General features: G+C 64.7%; 16 protein-coding genes. 10 read left to right on the top strand and 6 right to left on the bottom strand.

The genetic code is table 11. The features are described 5' to 3' along the window. Positions 1-38: 38 nt before the first annotated feature. The 6 genes from AABA86_RS26300 to AABA86_RS26275 all read left to right on the top strand — a co-directional run bounded on the left by AABA86_RS26300 (position 39) and on the right by AABA86_RS26275 (position 5,100). The gene (locus tag AABA86_RS26300) at positions 39-1,019 is read left to right on the top strand and encodes a small ribosomal subunit Rsm22 family protein (protein WP_338308927.1); all 981 of its coding nucleotides are present in this window, start codon (positions 39-41) and stop codon (positions 1,017-1,019) included. Between the two features lie 138 nt (positions 1,020-1,157). Beyond that, positions 1,158-1,718, top strand: coding sequence for a LemA family protein (locus AABA86_RS26295; protein ID WP_212249293.1), 561 nt, complete (start codon positions 1,158-1,160; stop codon positions 1,716-1,718). Positions 1,719-1,752: 34 nt separating this feature from the next. Beyond that, on the top strand, positions 1,753-2,979 hold the full coding sequence (locus AABA86_RS26290) for a M48 family metallopeptidase (protein ID WP_338308926.1): 1,227 nt from the start codon (positions 1,753-1,755) through the stop codon (positions 2,977-2,979). Positions 2,980-3,196: 217 nt separating this feature from the next. Continuing rightward, the gene (locus tag AABA86_RS26285; RefSeq protein WP_100176303.1) at positions 3,197-3,949 is read left to right on the top strand and encodes a hypothetical protein; all 753 of its coding nucleotides are present in this window, start codon (positions 3,197-3,199) and stop codon (positions 3,947-3,949) included. A 60-nt stretch (positions 3,950-4,009) separates the two neighbouring features. After that, positions 4,010-4,678, top strand: a complete 669-nt coding sequence (locus tag AABA86_RS26280; protein ID WP_212249290.1) for a hypothetical protein — start codon at positions 4,010-4,012, stop codon at positions 4,676-4,678. 89 nt (positions 4,679-4,767) lie between these two features. Further along, positions 4,768-5,100, top strand: coding sequence for a GIY-YIG nuclease family protein (locus tag AABA86_RS26275; RefSeq protein ID WP_338308925.1), 333 nt, complete (start codon positions 4,768-4,770; stop codon positions 5,098-5,100). A gap of 15 nt (positions 5,101-5,115) precedes the next feature. On the opposite strand, the gene AABA86_RS26270 is transcribed toward AABA86_RS26275, so the two are convergent. From AABA86_RS26270 to petA, 6 genes are all read right to left on the bottom strand, one after another. Then, positions 5,116-5,655 carry an adenine phosphoribosyltransferase gene (locus AABA86_RS26270; protein ID WP_142251603.1) on the bottom strand — a complete coding sequence of 180 codons (540 nt, stop codon included), beginning with the start codon at positions 5,653-5,655 and terminating at the stop codon, positions 5,116-5,118. 119 nt (positions 5,656-5,774) lie between these two features. Continuing rightward, the gene (locus tag AABA86_RS26265; protein ID WP_338308924.1) at positions 5,775-7,940 is read right to left on the bottom strand and encodes an anthranilate synthase component I; all 2,166 of its coding nucleotides are present in this window, start codon (positions 7,938-7,940) and stop codon (positions 5,775-5,777) included. A gap of 302 nt (positions 7,941-8,242) precedes the next feature. Next, positions 8,243-8,404, bottom strand: a complete 162-nt coding sequence (locus tag AABA86_RS26260; protein WP_212249287.1) for a hypothetical protein — start codon at positions 8,402-8,404, stop codon at positions 8,243-8,245. 4 nt (positions 8,405-8,408) lie between these two features. Then, positions 8,409-9,083: a dienelactone hydrolase family protein gene (locus tag AABA86_RS26255; RefSeq protein WP_212249286.1), complete on the bottom strand. Its 675-nt coding sequence runs from the start codon at positions 9,081-9,083 to the stop codon at positions 8,409-8,411. 278 nt (positions 9,084-9,361) lie between these two features. Then, positions 9,362-11,425, bottom strand: a complete 2,064-nt coding sequence (gene fbcH, locus AABA86_RS26250) for a cytochrome b/c1 (protein WP_338308923.1) — start codon at positions 11,423-11,425, stop codon at positions 9,362-9,364. 62 nt (positions 11,426-11,487) lie between these two features. Next, positions 11,488-12,018 carry a ubiquinol-cytochrome c reductase iron-sulfur subunit gene (gene petA, locus AABA86_RS26245; RefSeq protein WP_097666153.1) on the bottom strand — a complete coding sequence of 177 codons (531 nt, stop codon included), beginning with the start codon at positions 12,016-12,018 and terminating at the stop codon, positions 11,488-11,490. A gap of 287 nt (positions 12,019-12,305) precedes the next feature. Here petA and AABA86_RS26240 point away from each other — a divergent pair, with 287 nt between their 5' ends. The 4 genes from AABA86_RS26240 to AABA86_RS26225 all read left to right on the top strand — a co-directional run bounded on the left by AABA86_RS26240 (position 12,306) and on the right by AABA86_RS26225 (position 15,083). Beyond that, the gene (locus tag AABA86_RS26240; protein ID WP_212249375.1) at positions 12,306-12,764 is read left to right on the top strand and encodes a tRNA (cytidine(34)-2'-O)-methyltransferase; all 459 of its coding nucleotides are present in this window, start codon (positions 12,306-12,308) and stop codon (positions 12,762-12,764) included. Between the two features lie 48 nt (positions 12,765-12,812). Further along, entirely contained in the window at positions 12,813-13,445 is a 633-nt protein-coding gene (gene queE / locus AABA86_RS26235; protein WP_338308922.1) for a 7-carboxy-7-deazaguanine synthase, read from the top strand. An 88-nt stretch (positions 13,446-13,533) separates the two neighbouring features. Then, a complete protein-coding gene (hemF, locus tag AABA86_RS26230; protein WP_445083425.1) occupies positions 13,534-14,352 on the top strand; it encodes an oxygen-dependent coproporphyrinogen oxidase in 819 nt (272 codons plus the stop codon). Continuing rightward, positions 14,349-15,083 carry an HAD family hydrolase gene (locus tag AABA86_RS26225; RefSeq protein WP_212249282.1) on the top strand — a complete coding sequence of 245 codons (735 nt, stop codon included), beginning with the start codon at positions 14,349-14,351 and terminating at the stop codon, positions 15,081-15,083. The genes hemF and AABA86_RS26225 overlap by 4 nt, the downstream gene beginning before the upstream one ends. The last annotated feature ends 73 nt before the right edge of the window (positions 15,084-15,156 follow it).

The following is a 15,156-nucleotide window of genomic DNA, read 5'->3' as shown; positions in this document are numbered from 1 at the left end:
GGTTCGCGCGTCGCGCGCCCCGGAATGACGTGAGGTTGATGATGATCTCCCCCACCCTCCCCGCTGAACTCAAGGCCGCCCTTGACGGCAAGCTTCAGGGCTTCTCCCGCACCGACGCCGCGCAGCGTTCGCAGAAAATCTCGACCAGCTACCGCACCGGCGGCGGCTCCGGCACGATCAAGTCGGACGCCGATGCGCTCGCCTATGCGCTGGCGCGCATGCCGGCGACCTACGCGGCCGTCGCTGCAAGCCTCAATGCGTTGACGCAGATCGCACCGGATCTCACTCCGGAAACGCTACTCGACGTCGGCGCGGGCCCGGGCACCGCGAGCTGGGCCGCTGCGGAAGCCTTTCCCTCGCTACAGGATTTTACCCTGCTCGACGCCAACGCCGCGCTGAGCCGGCTTGCGCTGGAACTGGCGCGCGGCAGCACGCGACTCCTGGAATGCCGCTATCTGCCCGGCGACGCCGGCGGCAACCTCACGGAGGTCTCGCCAGCTGATCTCGTCGTCGCCAGCTACGTCGTCGGCGAGCTCACAGAAGGCGATCAGCGCAAGCTTGCGGAAGCGATGTGGACGAAAGCGCGTCACGCCCTGGTCGTGATCGAACCCGGCACGCCCGCCGGCTACGCCCGCATCCTCGCGCTGCGTCAGCAACTGATCGCGCTGGGTGCCTTTGTCGCCGCGCCCTGCCCGCACGAAAAGCCCTGCCCGCTCAGCGCGCCCGACTGGTGTCATTTCAACCAGCGCCTGCCGCGCTCGCAGGCACACCGCCAGATCAAGGGCGCCGAGGTGCCGTTCGAGGACGAGCGCTTCATCTACGTCGCGCTGACGCGCACGCCGCCCGCCGTGCGCGCCGCGCGCGTGCTGGCGCCGCCGGATGTCGGCAAGGCTGAGATTACCGCGAAGCTCTGCACGGTGCACGGTGTCGAACTCGCGAAGGTCCCCCGGCGGGACAAGGCCGCCTATGCAGGTGCCCGGCGTTGGCGCTGGGGCGACGCAGTCATTGCCGAAAGTTAACCTCGCGACCCGCTTTTGCCTTGAACTCGGGCGGCTCCCCATTCGACCAAGTCTTACCTTCCCTCTGCGCCGGGCTCTCATCTCGCGTCAATTTGGTCTAGGCTAGCGCCCAGCTTCTTCCCCCATCAGGAGTTCTCCATGTCGACCGGCTGGATCGTTCTCGGCGTCATCGTCGTTCTCGTATTCCTGGCGTTCAGCGCCTACAACCGCCTGGTGGCGCTGAGCCAGCGGGTCGGCCAGGCCTTTGCCGATATCGACGTGCAGCTCAAGCAGCGCCACGATCTGATTCCGAACCTGGTCGAGACCGTGAAAGGCTATGCCTCGCATGAGCGCGGCACGCTGGACGACGTCATTAAGGCACGCAATTCGGCGATGTCGGCGCAGGGCCCGGCGCAGGTGTCCGCGGCGGAAAACCAGCTCTCCGGCGCGCTCGGCCGGCTGATCGCGCTGTCGGAGGCCTATCCCGACCTCAAGGCCAACGCCAATTTCCAGCAGCTCGCATCCGAGCTCTCCGATCTCGAGAACAAGATCGCGGCGAGCCGCCGCTTTTTCAACAACGCGGTCCAGGAATACAACACCGGCATCCAGCAGATGCCCGCGGCATTGTTCGCCGGCATGTTCGGCTTCACCAGGAAGGACTTCTTCGATCTCGGCGCCAGCCGCACCGAAGTCGAGGCCACGCCGCAGGTGAAGTTCTAAAGTTGAGCCGATAGGCCGGCAGGGCACCCGCGTCATGGCCGCGTATGGTCTCTACACGCATATCGCCTCGAACAAGTTTCGTTCGATGCTGCTGCTCGCCGGCCTGTTCGCGCTGGTCTATGTGCTGGTCTATGCCGGCGCGCTGGTCGCCGAAGTCGTCATCAACAGCAATGAGACCGTCGTCTATTATCTAAGGCGCGCCCTCCACGATCTGATCGTGGCCGCACCGGTCGCGACGGTCGTGGCGGCGGTCTGGGTCGTGATCGCCTATTTCTTCCACCAGTCGATGATCGACGCGGTGACCGGCGGCCACGACGTCACAAGGCAGGAGGAGCCGCGGCTCTACAATCTGCTGGAAAACCTCTGCATCTCACGCGGCATCACCATGCCGAAGCTGAAGATCATGGAGAGCCCGGCGCTGAATGCGTTCGCGACCGGCCTCAATCCGCGGCAATATTCGATCACCGTCACCACGGGTCTGCTCGATGCGCTTGATGACAAGGAGATCGAGGCGGTACTCGGCCACGAGCTGACCCACATCAAGAATGGCGACGTGCAGCTGATGGTGGTCGCCGTCATCATCGCCGGCGTGGTCGGTTTCTTCGGCGAATTGTTCTTCCGCCTGTTCACGAATTTGAGCTGGAACTCCGGCGGCTCATGGTCCTCGGGCTCCTCCTCGTCGTCACGGTCGTCCTCGTCATCGAGCGACAGCAAGAGTTCCGGCGGCGGCGCGGTAATCGTGATCATCATCGCGATCGTGCTGATCGTGGTGGCCTGGCTGCTGTCCCAGGTGGTCAAGCTCGCACTGTCACGTTCGCGCGAATATCTCGCCGACGCAGGCTCCGTCGAGCTGACGAAAGATCCTGATGCGATGATCTCGGCGCTGCGCAAGATCGAGAATCGCGGCGAGCTGCCCGGCGCGACCTCGGCCGTGATGGAGCTCTGCGTCGACAATCCCCGCGAGGGCTTTGCCGATCTGTTCGCGACCCACCCCTCCGTGCAGTCCCGGGTCGACGCGCTGGTCAAGTTTGCCGGCGGCCACGATCCCGGTCCACTGCCGCTCGCCGAGGGAACGGACGAGCCCGAGGGACAAGCTGACCAGCAGGACGCCCCACCCCCGCTGCGTCATGGCCCGTGGGACGATGCGAGCGGCCCGGCCGCTCCCCCGCCCCTGCCGGCACCGGGCTCCTCCGGGACCGCGAGCAGCAAGCCGGCGGGCAATCGCATCGGCAATCCGATGGGTCCCTGGGACCGTCATTAAGCACGCGATGTCCCGCCATGCGTGGCGCGTTTCACCGCGATTGGGAAAAACTTCGGGAATTGCCGTATCGACGTGCCGAGGATTTGAATTCTCCCTTGTTTCTGCCATGTTCGCGCCCAACAGCAGACTTGGGACACCCCTGGGGACATCCTTGGGACATCGATTTGGGGCCCGGCCGATTGCGACCTCGCGATCGGGGGCGCGTTAGGGGACAGCAATGGCAAAGCCGGCAGTGGTTGTGGTGGGCGCGGACAAGGGCGGGGTCGGCAAGACCACGGTATCGCGCACCTTGCTCGATTATTTCTCGGCCAACAACGTGCCGACGCGCGCCTTCGACACGGAATCGCCGCGCGGAACCCTGAAGCGCTTCCACCCCGACATCACCGAGATCGTCGACATGACGACGACGGCCGATCAGATGAAGATCTTCGATACGCTCAACGCGACCAGCCCGTCGGTGACAGTGATCGACGTCCGCGCCGGCCTGCTCTCGCCGGCGCTCGCCTCGCTGCGCGACATCGGCTTCTTGGATGCCGCCAAGGCAGGCCAGATCACCTTCGCGGTGTTCCACATCCTCGGCCCCTCGATCGCCTCGCTGGACGAGATCGCCGAGACCGCGGGCTTCATGACCGGCGCAAAATATTTCCTGGTGAAGAACTTCATCAACGACACCCAGTTCTTTCAATGGGACCAGGCGACTTACAATTCCTACTTCCACCGGATCAAGGACGCGACCGAGCTGACCATCCCCAAGCTCAACGAAATGGCCTATGAGCAGGTCGAAGTGTCGTCGGTCCCGTTCCTGAAATTCGTCGCCAACAAGGGCATCAACGACGAAGCCGCGAATTATTCGTTCGTGCTGCGCGGCTATGTCCGACACTGGCTGGCGAATGTCTGGAGCGAGTTCGACCGGATCCGGCTGACCGATATCGTGGGTTCGAAGCCCGTCACCCGCAACAGCGAAAAATAGTTGCGCAAGCAGGGCTGATACGGCTGGATTGGTCGCCAGGTTCGACTGATATAGCTGCCGATGCCCGCAACGCCCGTCTACATCATCTGCTCGCCCCGCCCGCAGGTCGGCAAGACGCTGCTGGCGCGGCTGCTTGCCGAATTTCTGCTGCTCAAGAACGGCAATGTCGCGGCCTTCGACGTCAATCTGAAGGAACCGTCGCTGCTCGACTACCTGCCAAAGATCACGGAGACCGCCGACGTGATCGACACCTACGGCAAGATGCAGCTGATGGACCGCGTCATCGTCGATGACGGCATGGCCAAGGTGATCGACCTCGGCTTCCACGCTTTCGACGAGTTCTTCAAGATGACCGACGAGATCGGCCTGCTGAAGGAGGCCGCGCGCCGCCACGTCGCACCACAGATCCTGTTCGTCGCCGACACCGACCGCGCCTCGGCCCGCGCCCACGAGATGCTGCGCGGGCAGATCCCGCGGATGAACCTGATCACGGTGGACAACGAATACGTCATTCGGGGCGAGCTCCCGGCCGCGATGGCCGGCGGCCGGCTGTTCCGCCTGCCTGCCTTGCCCGGCTTCCTCAAGACTTATGTCGACCGGCTGAACTTCTCCTTTACCGGCTACCTGCGCCAGGAGAAGGACGCCTCGACCGAGCTGCACCAATGGACCAGGCGGAATTACTTTGCCTTCCGCGAGCTCGAGCTCAGCCTGATCCTGCAGCGGTCCTGATCTTTATTTTATCCGGGTAATATTGACTGCGGGCTGGAGCGGGCTTATTGAGGCAGGCATCGAAATCCCCTCAGTAAGGCCGTCACCCCGTGAGCATCGACCGGAAAGCAGCGATCGCCGCCTACAAGGAGCGCAAGACGATTGCGGGCATCTACGTCGTGCACTGCGCGGCGTCGGGGCAGGCCTGGGTCGGCCAGGCGCCGAACCTGGAGACGATCCAGAACCGCATCTGGTTCTCGCTACGTCAGGGCAACCACAATTGCCGCAACCTCCAGGCTGCCTGGAACACGCATGGCGAGACCGGCCTGACCTTTGGCGAGTGCGAGCGGCTGGAGGATGAGGAGACCGCCTATGTCAGGAACGCGCTCCTGAAAGAGCGCATGCTGCATTGGCGGGATGAACTGAAGGCGGAGGTGATCTGAGGATCGCAGCGACTCTCAGTGCCCCTCGAACGTCATCAGCGTGCGCACCGGCACGTCCATGGCGCGCAGCTTGGCGGCGCCGCCGAGCTCGGGCAGGTCGATGATGAAGCAGGCGGCGACCACGTTGGCGCCGATCTGGCGCAGCAGCTTCACCGCGCCTTCCGCGGTACCGCCGGTGGCGATCAGATCGTCGACCAGGATGACGCGCTCGCCGGGCGAGATGGCATCGACATGCATCTCCATCTCGTCGATGCCGTATTCGAGCGAGTAAGCGATCCGCACGGTGGTGTGCGGCAGCTTGCCCTTCTTCCGGATCGGCACAAAGCCGGCCGAAAGCTGGTGCGCCACCGCGCCGCCGATGATGAAGCCGCGCGCCTCCATGCCGGCGACCTTGTCGATCTTGTTGCCGGCCCAGGGATTGACGAGCTCGTCGACCGCGCGGCGGAAGGCCCGCGCGTCCGCGAGCAGGGTCGTGATGTCGCGGAACATGATCCCCGGCTTGGGATAGTCAGGAATGGTGCGGACGCTCGCCTTAATATCGTGGTCAAAGGTCATTCGGTTCTCATCTCAGTTGTCATTCCGGGGCGATGCGTCAGCATCGAACCCGGAATCTCGGGATTCCGGATCTGGTGCTAACGCACCATCCCGGAATGACGAGGTGAAATATCCTGCACTCAATTCGCCCCAGCATCCAGCCGGAACGCATTCTCGACAATACGTAGTCCCACCTCATTGCCGAGCGACATCAGCGATTCCGGGTGGAATTGCACGCCCGCGACCGGCAGCGTCTTGTGCTCCAGCGCCATGGCGACGCCGTCCTCGGTGCTGGCGGTGACGGACAAGACCTCCGGCATGCTGTCGCGCTCGACATAGAGCGAGTGATAGCGGCCGATGACGATCTCGTTCGGCAGATTGCGCATCAGGCGCCCGCCGCGCACCTGCACCCGCGAGGGCCGGCCGTGAGCGGGATGGGTGAGCTGCCCGAGCTCGCCGCCGAAATATTCGCCGATGGCCTGCACGCCCAGGCAGACGCCAAACACCGGCAGCTTCTTCTCCAGCGCCGCGTCGATCGTCTTCTTGATCCCGAAATCCTCAGGCCTGCCGGGACCGGGCGACAGCACCAGCAAATCCCATGGCTTTCGCTTGAGCATGTCGAGCGCGTGCACATGGCGGACCACGGTGACGTCGGCGCCGACCTGGCGGAAATAATCGGCGAGCATATGGACAAAGCTGTCGTCGTGGTCGATCAGCAGCACCCGCTTGCCCGAGCCGGTCGCGTCGGGCGCAAAGGTCGATAGCGGCTTTGGCGGATCGCCGCGCAGCGCCTGGAACAGCGCGGCGGCCTTGACCTGACACTCCCGGTCCTCCGCTGCAGGATCGGAATCGAACAGGCAGGTCGCGCCGACGCGCACTTCCGCCAGACCATCCTTCATGCGGATGGTGCGGATGGTCAGGCCGGTGTTGATGCTGCCGTCGAAGTTCACTGCGCCGATCGCGCCGGCATACCAGCGGCGCGGCGAGCGCTCGTGATCCTCGACGAACTGCATCGCCCACAGCTTGGGTGCGCCGGTGACGGTCACGGCCCACGCGTGGGTGAGGAAGGCGTCGAGCGCGTCGAAGCCGGGACGCAGCATGCCCTCGACATGATCGACGGTGTGGAAGAGCTTTGAATAGGTCTCGATCTGGCGCCGCGCCAGCACCTTGATCGTGCCGGGCACGCAGACGCGCGCCTTGTCGTTGCGGTCGACGTCGGTGCACATGTTGAGCTCGAACTCGTCCTTCTCCGAGTTCAGGAGCTGGCGGATCTGCTCGGCATCGCCGATCGCGTCGGTGCCGCGCGCGATCGTGCCTGAGATCGGGCAGGTCTCGACCCGACGTCCGTCCGAGCGCACGAACATCTCGGGCGAAGCCGAGACGAGAAACTCGCCCTCGCCGAGATTCATCAGCGCGCCGTAGGGCGAAGGGTTGATGACGCAGAGGCGCTGGAACACTTCGGCCGGCGAGCGATCGCAGGGCTCGGCGAACAGCTGGCCCGGCACGGCTTCGAACAGATCGCCGCGGGCAAAGGCCGCGCGCGCCGTCTCCACTGTCGCCTGATATTCGCCGGGGGCGTGATCGGCAAAGCCCTGGCGCGGCGTCTTCAGGTACGGGCTTTCGGCGGTCTCGCGCGGCAGACCCTCGGTCGACTTGCCCTTCCAGGCAAAATCGTAGCTCAGCACCACGCCGCGGCCGGTGGCGCGGTCATAGGCCAGCAGGCGATCGGGCACGTAGAGAACGATGTCACGCTGGTCGCTCTCTCGTGCGCGCTTCTGCACGAGGTCCTCGATCTGGAACACGAGGTCGTAGGCGAAGGCGCCGAACAGGCCGAGCAACCCGTCGTCATTGGCCGAGAAGGCGGCAATGATATCGCGCACCAGCGACATCACGCTGGCGCGCCGCGTGCGCTGGTCTTCCTCGACCGGGGCATCGCCGCGGATAATGTGGCCGGCAAGGCGCGAAGCCGTCTTCTCGGAGATCACGACGCAGGGCTCGCGCAGCACATCGCCGAGGAAGGCGATCAGCATCTGCCCGCGCGCGTTCAGCGCCTCCAGCTTGAAATTGACGCCAGATGTCTCGAGCTTGAGCGGGGGATCGGAGAAGCCGAGATCAAAGCTCTCGTAGCGGCCGGGCACGGTCGTGCCCGAGGACAGCACCACGCCGCGGCGGCGGTCGAGCAGGTTGATCAGGTCGTCGAGCCTGTTGGCGCCGCCGGTAAACTGCTCCGCCACGCGCGTGATCGCCAGACCCGCGCGGGTCACGTAATCGCTTCTGGCCGGGAGGGCAAAGACTGTCCTGTTCATGTCGTCCTCTTACGAAACTTGCCGAGGGAACGCCACACAGGACAAACGAGAAGGCCGCCGCACTGTGCAGGCGACCTCAGACGATTTGGGAAAGGTAAATCGCACCGGCCACCTCGTTAGGAGGTGCGCCACCAAAGACGGGCTGGGCAGGCTGCGGTGCTCATGGGCGGATACTCACCATGGCGCGGGGGCGGCGTCAAGGGTGGCGCTGGAGCCGTAGCCTGGATGGAGCGCAGCGCAATCCGGGTTCGTGCCGCGATGAGACAGCCCCGGATTACGCTGCGCTCCATCCGGGCTACAGATCAGAGGCCGCACCGCTTCCAAAGCGCGGCCATCTCCTCATCGGTAGCGAACTCGCCTCGATCCGCCTGATCAAGGCCTTCGAGAACGGCTGCCCGATGCTCCTCAGGGACGTTGAAGACCTCACGCTCTGAAGGCGCATCGGCTTCGATTCTGTCCTTCATTCGCCTACCCCAGATGCTTCCTGAAAAACTCCGTCGCCCGTCCCCAGGCGAGTTCGGCGGCTTCGCGGTCGTGCACGGCCTGGCGCTGCTCGTTGACGAAGGCGTGCTCGGCGTCATAGCGGAACAGCTCCAGCGACTTGCCGGCGGCCTTCATGGCCTTCTCGAAGCTGCTGACCAGCTCCGGTGTGCACCAATCGTCCTTGTTGGCGAAATGGGCCTGGAGCGGGATCTTGACGTCGGCGGGCTTGGCCGCCTGCTCCGGCGGGATGCCGTAGAACACGACGCCGGCCGCGAGCTCCGGGATCTTGGTCGCGCCGATGATGGTGACGGCGCCGCCGAGACAGAAGCCGGTCAGCCCGACCTTGGCGCCGTTACGCGACAGATATTGCGCGGCGCCGCGCACGGTCTGCGTGGTGGCGTCCATGAAGTCGAGCGAGTTCATCTCCTTGTTGGCGCTGTCCGTGTCGTGATACGGCACCACCTTGCCCTTGTAGAGATCGGGCGCCAGCGCATCGAAACCGGAAAGGGCGAAGCGGTCGCACAGGCCCTTGATCTGGTCCGACAGGCCCCACCATTCCTGGATCACGACCACGCCCGGCGCGTTGCCGCGCGCGGCATTGGCGAGATAGCCCGAGGCGTCCTTGCCGTCCGGGCGCTTGAAGGTGATGGCGGTTCCCATGGTGTCCTCCGATGAGTTTTGTGGGAGTGGTTGGCGGGTATTGTGGCGGGTGTACTCGCGCGACGCAATCGCGCCAAACAACACACTCTCGTGCCCCGGATGCTATGCATTGCGCCGCCCTTCGCGGCGTAGTGCATTGCTGATCCGGGGCCCAGCCTCGAGCAAGATGGGTCCCGGCTCTGCGCAGCAGCGTTACACGCTGCAGCGCGTCCGGGACGCGGCACCAACAAAAAAGCCCCCTTGCGGGGGCTTCTTCATTTCGTCGCGTCAGGCGTCGCTCAGTGCGAGCTGGCCCAGACCTTCTTCTTGGTGAAGTACATCAGGCCCGCGAACAGGATCAGGAACACGAAGACCTGGAATCCGAGGCGCTTGCGCGCTTCCATGTGCGGCTCGGCGGTCCACATCAGGAAAGTGGTGACATCCTTGGAATACTGCGCGACCGTGGTCGGCGATCCATCGTCATAGGTCACCTGGCCGTCGCTGAGCGGTTTCGGCATCTTGATGGCGTGGCCGGGGAAGTACTTGTTGTAGTAGGAGCCTTCCGGGATGGTCACGCCCTCGGGGACGTGATCGTCAAAACCCTGCAGCACCGCCGAGACGTAGTCCGGGCCCTGCTCCTGGAACTGGGTGAAGAAGTCGAAGATGAACCAGGGGAAGCCGCGGCCGTAGGAGCGCGCTTTGGTGATCAGCGACAGATCGGGCGGCGCCGCGCCACCATTCGCAGCACGAGCGGCCTGCTCGTTCGGGAACGGTGAGGGGAAATAATCCGCCGGACGGCCGGGGCGCTCGAACATGTCGCCCGCATCGTTCGGGCCGTCCTTGACCTTGTACTCGGACGCGAACGCTGCCGCCTGCGCCACGGAATAGCCGGGTCCGCCGGCTTCGGCGAGGTTGCGGAAGGCGATGTAGGACAGGCCGTGGCAGCTGGCGCAGACTTCCTTGTAGACCTTCAGGCCGCGCTGGAGCGCGCCGCGGTCGTACTTGCCGAAGGGACCTGAGAACGACCATTTGTTGCCCGGCGGCTTGTCGCTGCCCTCGGAGGCGCGGGCATCCTGCAGGCTGCCGAGGAACAGCGCGCTGGCGGCAACCAGCGCCACCGCGACCGAGGCCACGGCCTTGCCGCTCTTGGCGAGGATCGCCTCCGAGATCGAGTTCGGCACCGGCCGCGGCCTCTCGATGCGAGCGAGCAGCGGCAGCACGATCAGGAAGTAGGCGAAGTAGCAGACCGTCAAGACCCGGCCGGCGATCACGTAGATGCCTTCCGGCGGCTGCGCACCGAGATAGCCGAGCAGGATGCAGACCACGACGAAGATCCAGAAGAACTGCTTGGCCAGCGGACGATACTTCGACGACCGCGTCTTCGCTGCGTCGAGCCAGGGCAGGAAGCACAGGATGATGATCGCCGAGAACATCCCGATGACGCCTGCCAGCTTGTTCGGGATCGAGCGCAGGATCGCGTAGAACGGCAGGTAATACCATTCCGGCACGATGTGCGGCGGGGTCACGCCCGGGTTCGCCGGAATGTAATTGTCGGCGTCGCCGAGATAGTTCGGCATGTAGAAGATGAACCAGGCGTAGAGCAGCAGGAAGCAGGCGACGCCGAAACCGTCCTTGATGGTCGCATGCGGCGTGAACGGCACCGTGTCCTTTTCCGTCTTCGGCTCGACGCCGTCGGGATTGTTCTGGCCTGCGACGTGCAGCGCCCAGACGTGGAGCACGACGACGCCCGCGATCAGGAACGGCAGCAGATAATGCAGCGAGAAGAAGCGGTTCAGCGTCGGGTTGCCGACCGAATAGCCGCCCCACAAGAGCGTCACGATGCTCTCGCCGAAATAGGGAATGGCGGAGAACAGGTTGGTGATGACGGTGGCGCCCCAGAAGCTCATCTGCCCCCAGGGCAGCACATAGCCCATGAAGCCGGTGGCCATCATCAGGAGGTAGATGATGACGCCGAGGATCCACAGCACCTCGCGCGGCTCCTTGTAGGAGCCGTAATAGAGGCCGCGCAGCATGTGGACGTAGACTGCGAAGAAGAACATCGACGCGCCGCAGGCGTGCATGTTGCGCAGCAGCCAGCCGTAGTTCACGTCACGGACGATCAGCTCGACCGACTTGAAGGCGAGATCGGCATGCGGCGTATAGTGCATCGCCAGGATCACGCCGGTCAGGATCTGCATCCCCAGCATGAAGGAGAGGATGGCGCCGAAGGTCCACCAATAGTTCAGGTTGCGCGGGGTGGGATAGACGACGAAGGAGGAGTGCATGAGGCCGAGGATCGGCAGGCGCCGCTCGATCCATTGCAGGGCCGGATTGCTCGGCTGGTAGTCGGATGGTCCGCTCATGATGCGATCCTGAGGAAATAGTACGACGAGACGGCGCGAAGCTTCGGACGAGGGTCCGAGGCTCAGCCGATCTGGATTTTGGTATCGGAAACGAACTGGTACGGCGGCACTGGCAGGTTCGCGGGCGCGGGCCCCTGGCGGATGCGGCCGGACGAATCGTACTGCGAACCATGGCAGGGGCAGAAGAACCCGTCGTAGTTGCCCTCATGGGCGATGGGGATGCAGCCGAGATGCGTGCAGATGCCGATCACGACCAGCCATTGCTCGTGGCCCGACTTGACCCGGGCCTCGTCGGTCTCCGGATCGGGCAGGCTCGCGACATTGACGCCGCGCGCCTCGTCGATCTGCTTCTTGGTACGGTGGCTGATGTAGATCGGCTTGCCGCGCCAGAACACCTTGATGTCCTGACCTTCGGCGACCGGACTGAGATCGACCTCGATCGGCGCACCGGCGGCGATGGTCGAAGCGTCAGGATTCATTTGGGAGATGAAGGGCCAGAGCGCGGCTGCGCCCCCTACTGCTGCAGCTGCCCCGGTTGCAACGAATAAGAAATCACGGCGTGTCGGATGGTCCGCCGAAGACGCTGTCGTCACGATTCCAACCCTTTCTTCTTACGCCACCGGTGGAACCGCTCCGGGAGCCCCCAAGGTCCCCGGAACAGTCTGCCGGCGCCCGCGGCCCCCCGCGGCGGCAGAACTTCGCTTATCCACCTCTAAACAGGCGAAACAGCAGTCCAGAATCGTTCTATTGGCACCCTTGCCGGGCGAGCGCAAGCCCGCTATCGGCGCGGGAGCGTGCCATGCACGAATTCCCGGGCGGGCGATGTTTTATTGAGACATTTCCGGCCCGCATCGCCCCCGATCCAGCCCTCGCACAACCCATGCAGATAGCACTTTTCCAACCCGACATCGCCCAGAACACCGGCACGATTCTCAGGCTTTGCGCCTGCCTGGGCATCGCCGCCCATATCATCGAACCGGCGGGCTTCCCCGTCTCCGACCGCCTGTTCCGCCGGGCGGGAATGGACTACCTCGACCATGTCAGCCTTATCAGACACGACTCCTGGGCCAAATTCGAGGACTGGCGCGCAGCACATCGCTACCGCCTGCTGCTGTTCACCACGAAAGCTGCCACCGACTACCGCGATTTCCGTTACCAGATGTCGGACATCCTGCTATTCGGACGCGAGAGCGCCGGTGTCACCGACACGGTGGTCGAGGCCGCCGATGCCCGGCTGGTGATCCCGATCGCCCCGGGACTGCGGTCACTGAATGTCGCCATGACCGCGGCCATGGCCGCCGGCGAGGCGCTGCGGCAGATCCGGAACCCGCAAGTCTGATTGGCTCAAGTCTGATTGGTTCAAGTCTGATATGTTGAGGAGAGACGATTGAGTTACGCGGTCAAGGAAATCTTCCTGACCCTGCAAGGCGAAGGCGCCCATGCCGGGCGCGCGTCCGTGTTCTGCCGTTTTGCCGGCTGCAACCTCTGGACCGGCCGCGAGGCGGACCGTCAGGACGCCACCTGCAAGTTCTGCGACACCGATTTCGTCGGAACCGACGGCACCCTCGGCGGGCGCTACGGCTCGGCCGCGGAGCTCGCCGACACCATCGCCGCACAATGGACTGCGGCCGCCGCCAACCGCTACGTGGTGCTGACCGGCGGCGAGCCGCTGCTCCAGGTCGACGCCGCGCTGATCGAGGCGCTCCACGCCCGCGGCTTCGAGATCGGCGTCGAGACCAACGGCACCATTGCAGCTCCGGACGGGCTCGACTGGATCTGCGTCAGCCCCAAGGGCGGCAGCGAGCTGGTGCTGCGCCGGGGCCACGAGCTGAAGCTGGTCTATCCGCAGGCCCTCGCCGCGCCCGAGACGTTCGAGGGCCTCGCCTTCGAGCGCTTCTCGCTGCAGCCGATGGACGGGGCCGAGGTCATCGAGAACACCGCGCGCGCGATCGACTACTGCCTGCGCCATCCGCAATGGCGGCTCAGCGTGCAGACGCATAAATCGCTCGGCATCAGATAGGACGCGACCGGGAATGCAGATGGACATGTCGACGATCGAAGACCGCAAGGCCCGCGCCCGCAGCTGGTTCGAAGCCTTGCGCGACGACATCTGCGCCAGCTTCGAGAAGCTCGAGGACGACGCCCCGCAAAGCCTCTACCCAGGCGAAGCCGGCCGCTTCAAGCGCACGCCCTGGCAGCGCACCGACCATACCGGCGCGGCCGGCGGTGGCGGCGTGATGTCGATGATGCATGGCCGCCTGTTCGAGAAGGTCGGCGTGCACTGCTCGACCGTGCACGGCGAGTTCGCGCCCGAGTTTCGCGCCCAGATCCCCGGCGCCGCGGACGATCCAAAATTCTGGGCGTCCGGCATCTCGCTGATCGCGCATATGCGCAATCCCAACGTGCCCGCCGTGCACATGAACACCCGCTTCGTCGTCACCACGAAAGCGTGGTTCGGCGGCGGCGCCGATCTCACGCCGGTGCTCGACCGAAGGCGGACGCAGGACGATGCCGACACCATCGCCTTCCACGCCGCGATGAAAGAGGCCTGCGCCGGGCCGAACGGCGTTGCCGACTACGACAAATACAAGAAGTGGTGCGACGAGTATTTCTACCTGCCGCACCGGAAAGAGGCGCGCGGCATCGGGGGCATCTTCTACGACTGGCACGACAGCGGCGACTGGGACGCCGACCTCGCCTTCACCAAGGACGTCGGTCGCGCTTTCCTGACGATCTACCCCGACATCGTCAGGCGCAATTTCGCGGCGGGCTGGACCGCCGCAGACCGCGAGGAGCAATTGATCCGGCGCGGCCGCTATGTCGAGTTCAACCTGCTCTATGATCGCGGCACCATCTTCGGGCTCAAGACCGGCGGCAATGTGGATTCGATCCTGTCGTCGATGCCGCCGGAGGTGAAGTGGCCATGACTGTTTCGAGGCCGCTGCCGCGCGCCATGCTGATCGACATGGACGACACCATCCTGTCGGCCTATGGCCGGCCCGAGATCGCCTGGAACACGATCGCGAACGAGTTTGCCGAAGAGCTGGCCCCGTTGCCGCCGCGAGAGGTCGCAACCGCGGTGCTCGCGTTCGCGCGAAACTTCTGGGCGAACGCGGAAGCCGCATGGCGGATGAAGCTCGCCGAGGCGCGGCACCTGACGGTCAAGGGCGGCTTCGCCGCGCTCGCGGCCGTCGGCCACCGCGCCCTGCCCGACGACCTTGCCATCCGCCTCGCCGACCGCTTCACCGCCTATCGCGAGGAGGAGATGTTCGTCTTCCCCGGCGCGCATGAGGCGATCGATCAATTGAAGGCGCGCGGCATCAAGCTCGCGCTGGTGACCAACGGCGCCGCCGACACCCAGCGCGCCAAGGTCGAGCGCTTCGAGCTGGCGCACCGCTTCGACCACATCCAGATCGAGGGCGAGCACGGCTTCGGCAAGCCGGAGGAGCGCGCCTATCTGCACGCGATGGAGGCGCTGGGCGTCTCCGCGAAGGACACCTGGATGATCGGCGACAATCTGGAATGGGAAGTGGTGACGCCGCAGCGCCTCGGCATCTATTCGATCTGGATCGACGTGCACGGCGACGGCCTGCCCGAAGGCTCGAGCGTCAGGCCCGACCGCATCATCCGCTCGTTGACCGAGCTGGTGCCGGGCTGACCCAACCAGGGCGCAAAAACAAAAAATCGAAAAACAACCCCATGCACAGTAGGGCGCTGCTGCAAAATCAATA

This window comes from Bradyrhizobium sp. TM233, assembly GCF_036247965.1.
In the GTDB taxonomy this organism is placed as follows: Bacteria; Pseudomonadota; Alphaproteobacteria; order Rhizobiales; family Xanthobacteraceae; genus Bradyrhizobium; species Bradyrhizobium ottawaense.
Note: the sequence above shows the minus strand (reverse complement) of the source record. Positions and strands in the feature narration are given on the sequence as shown.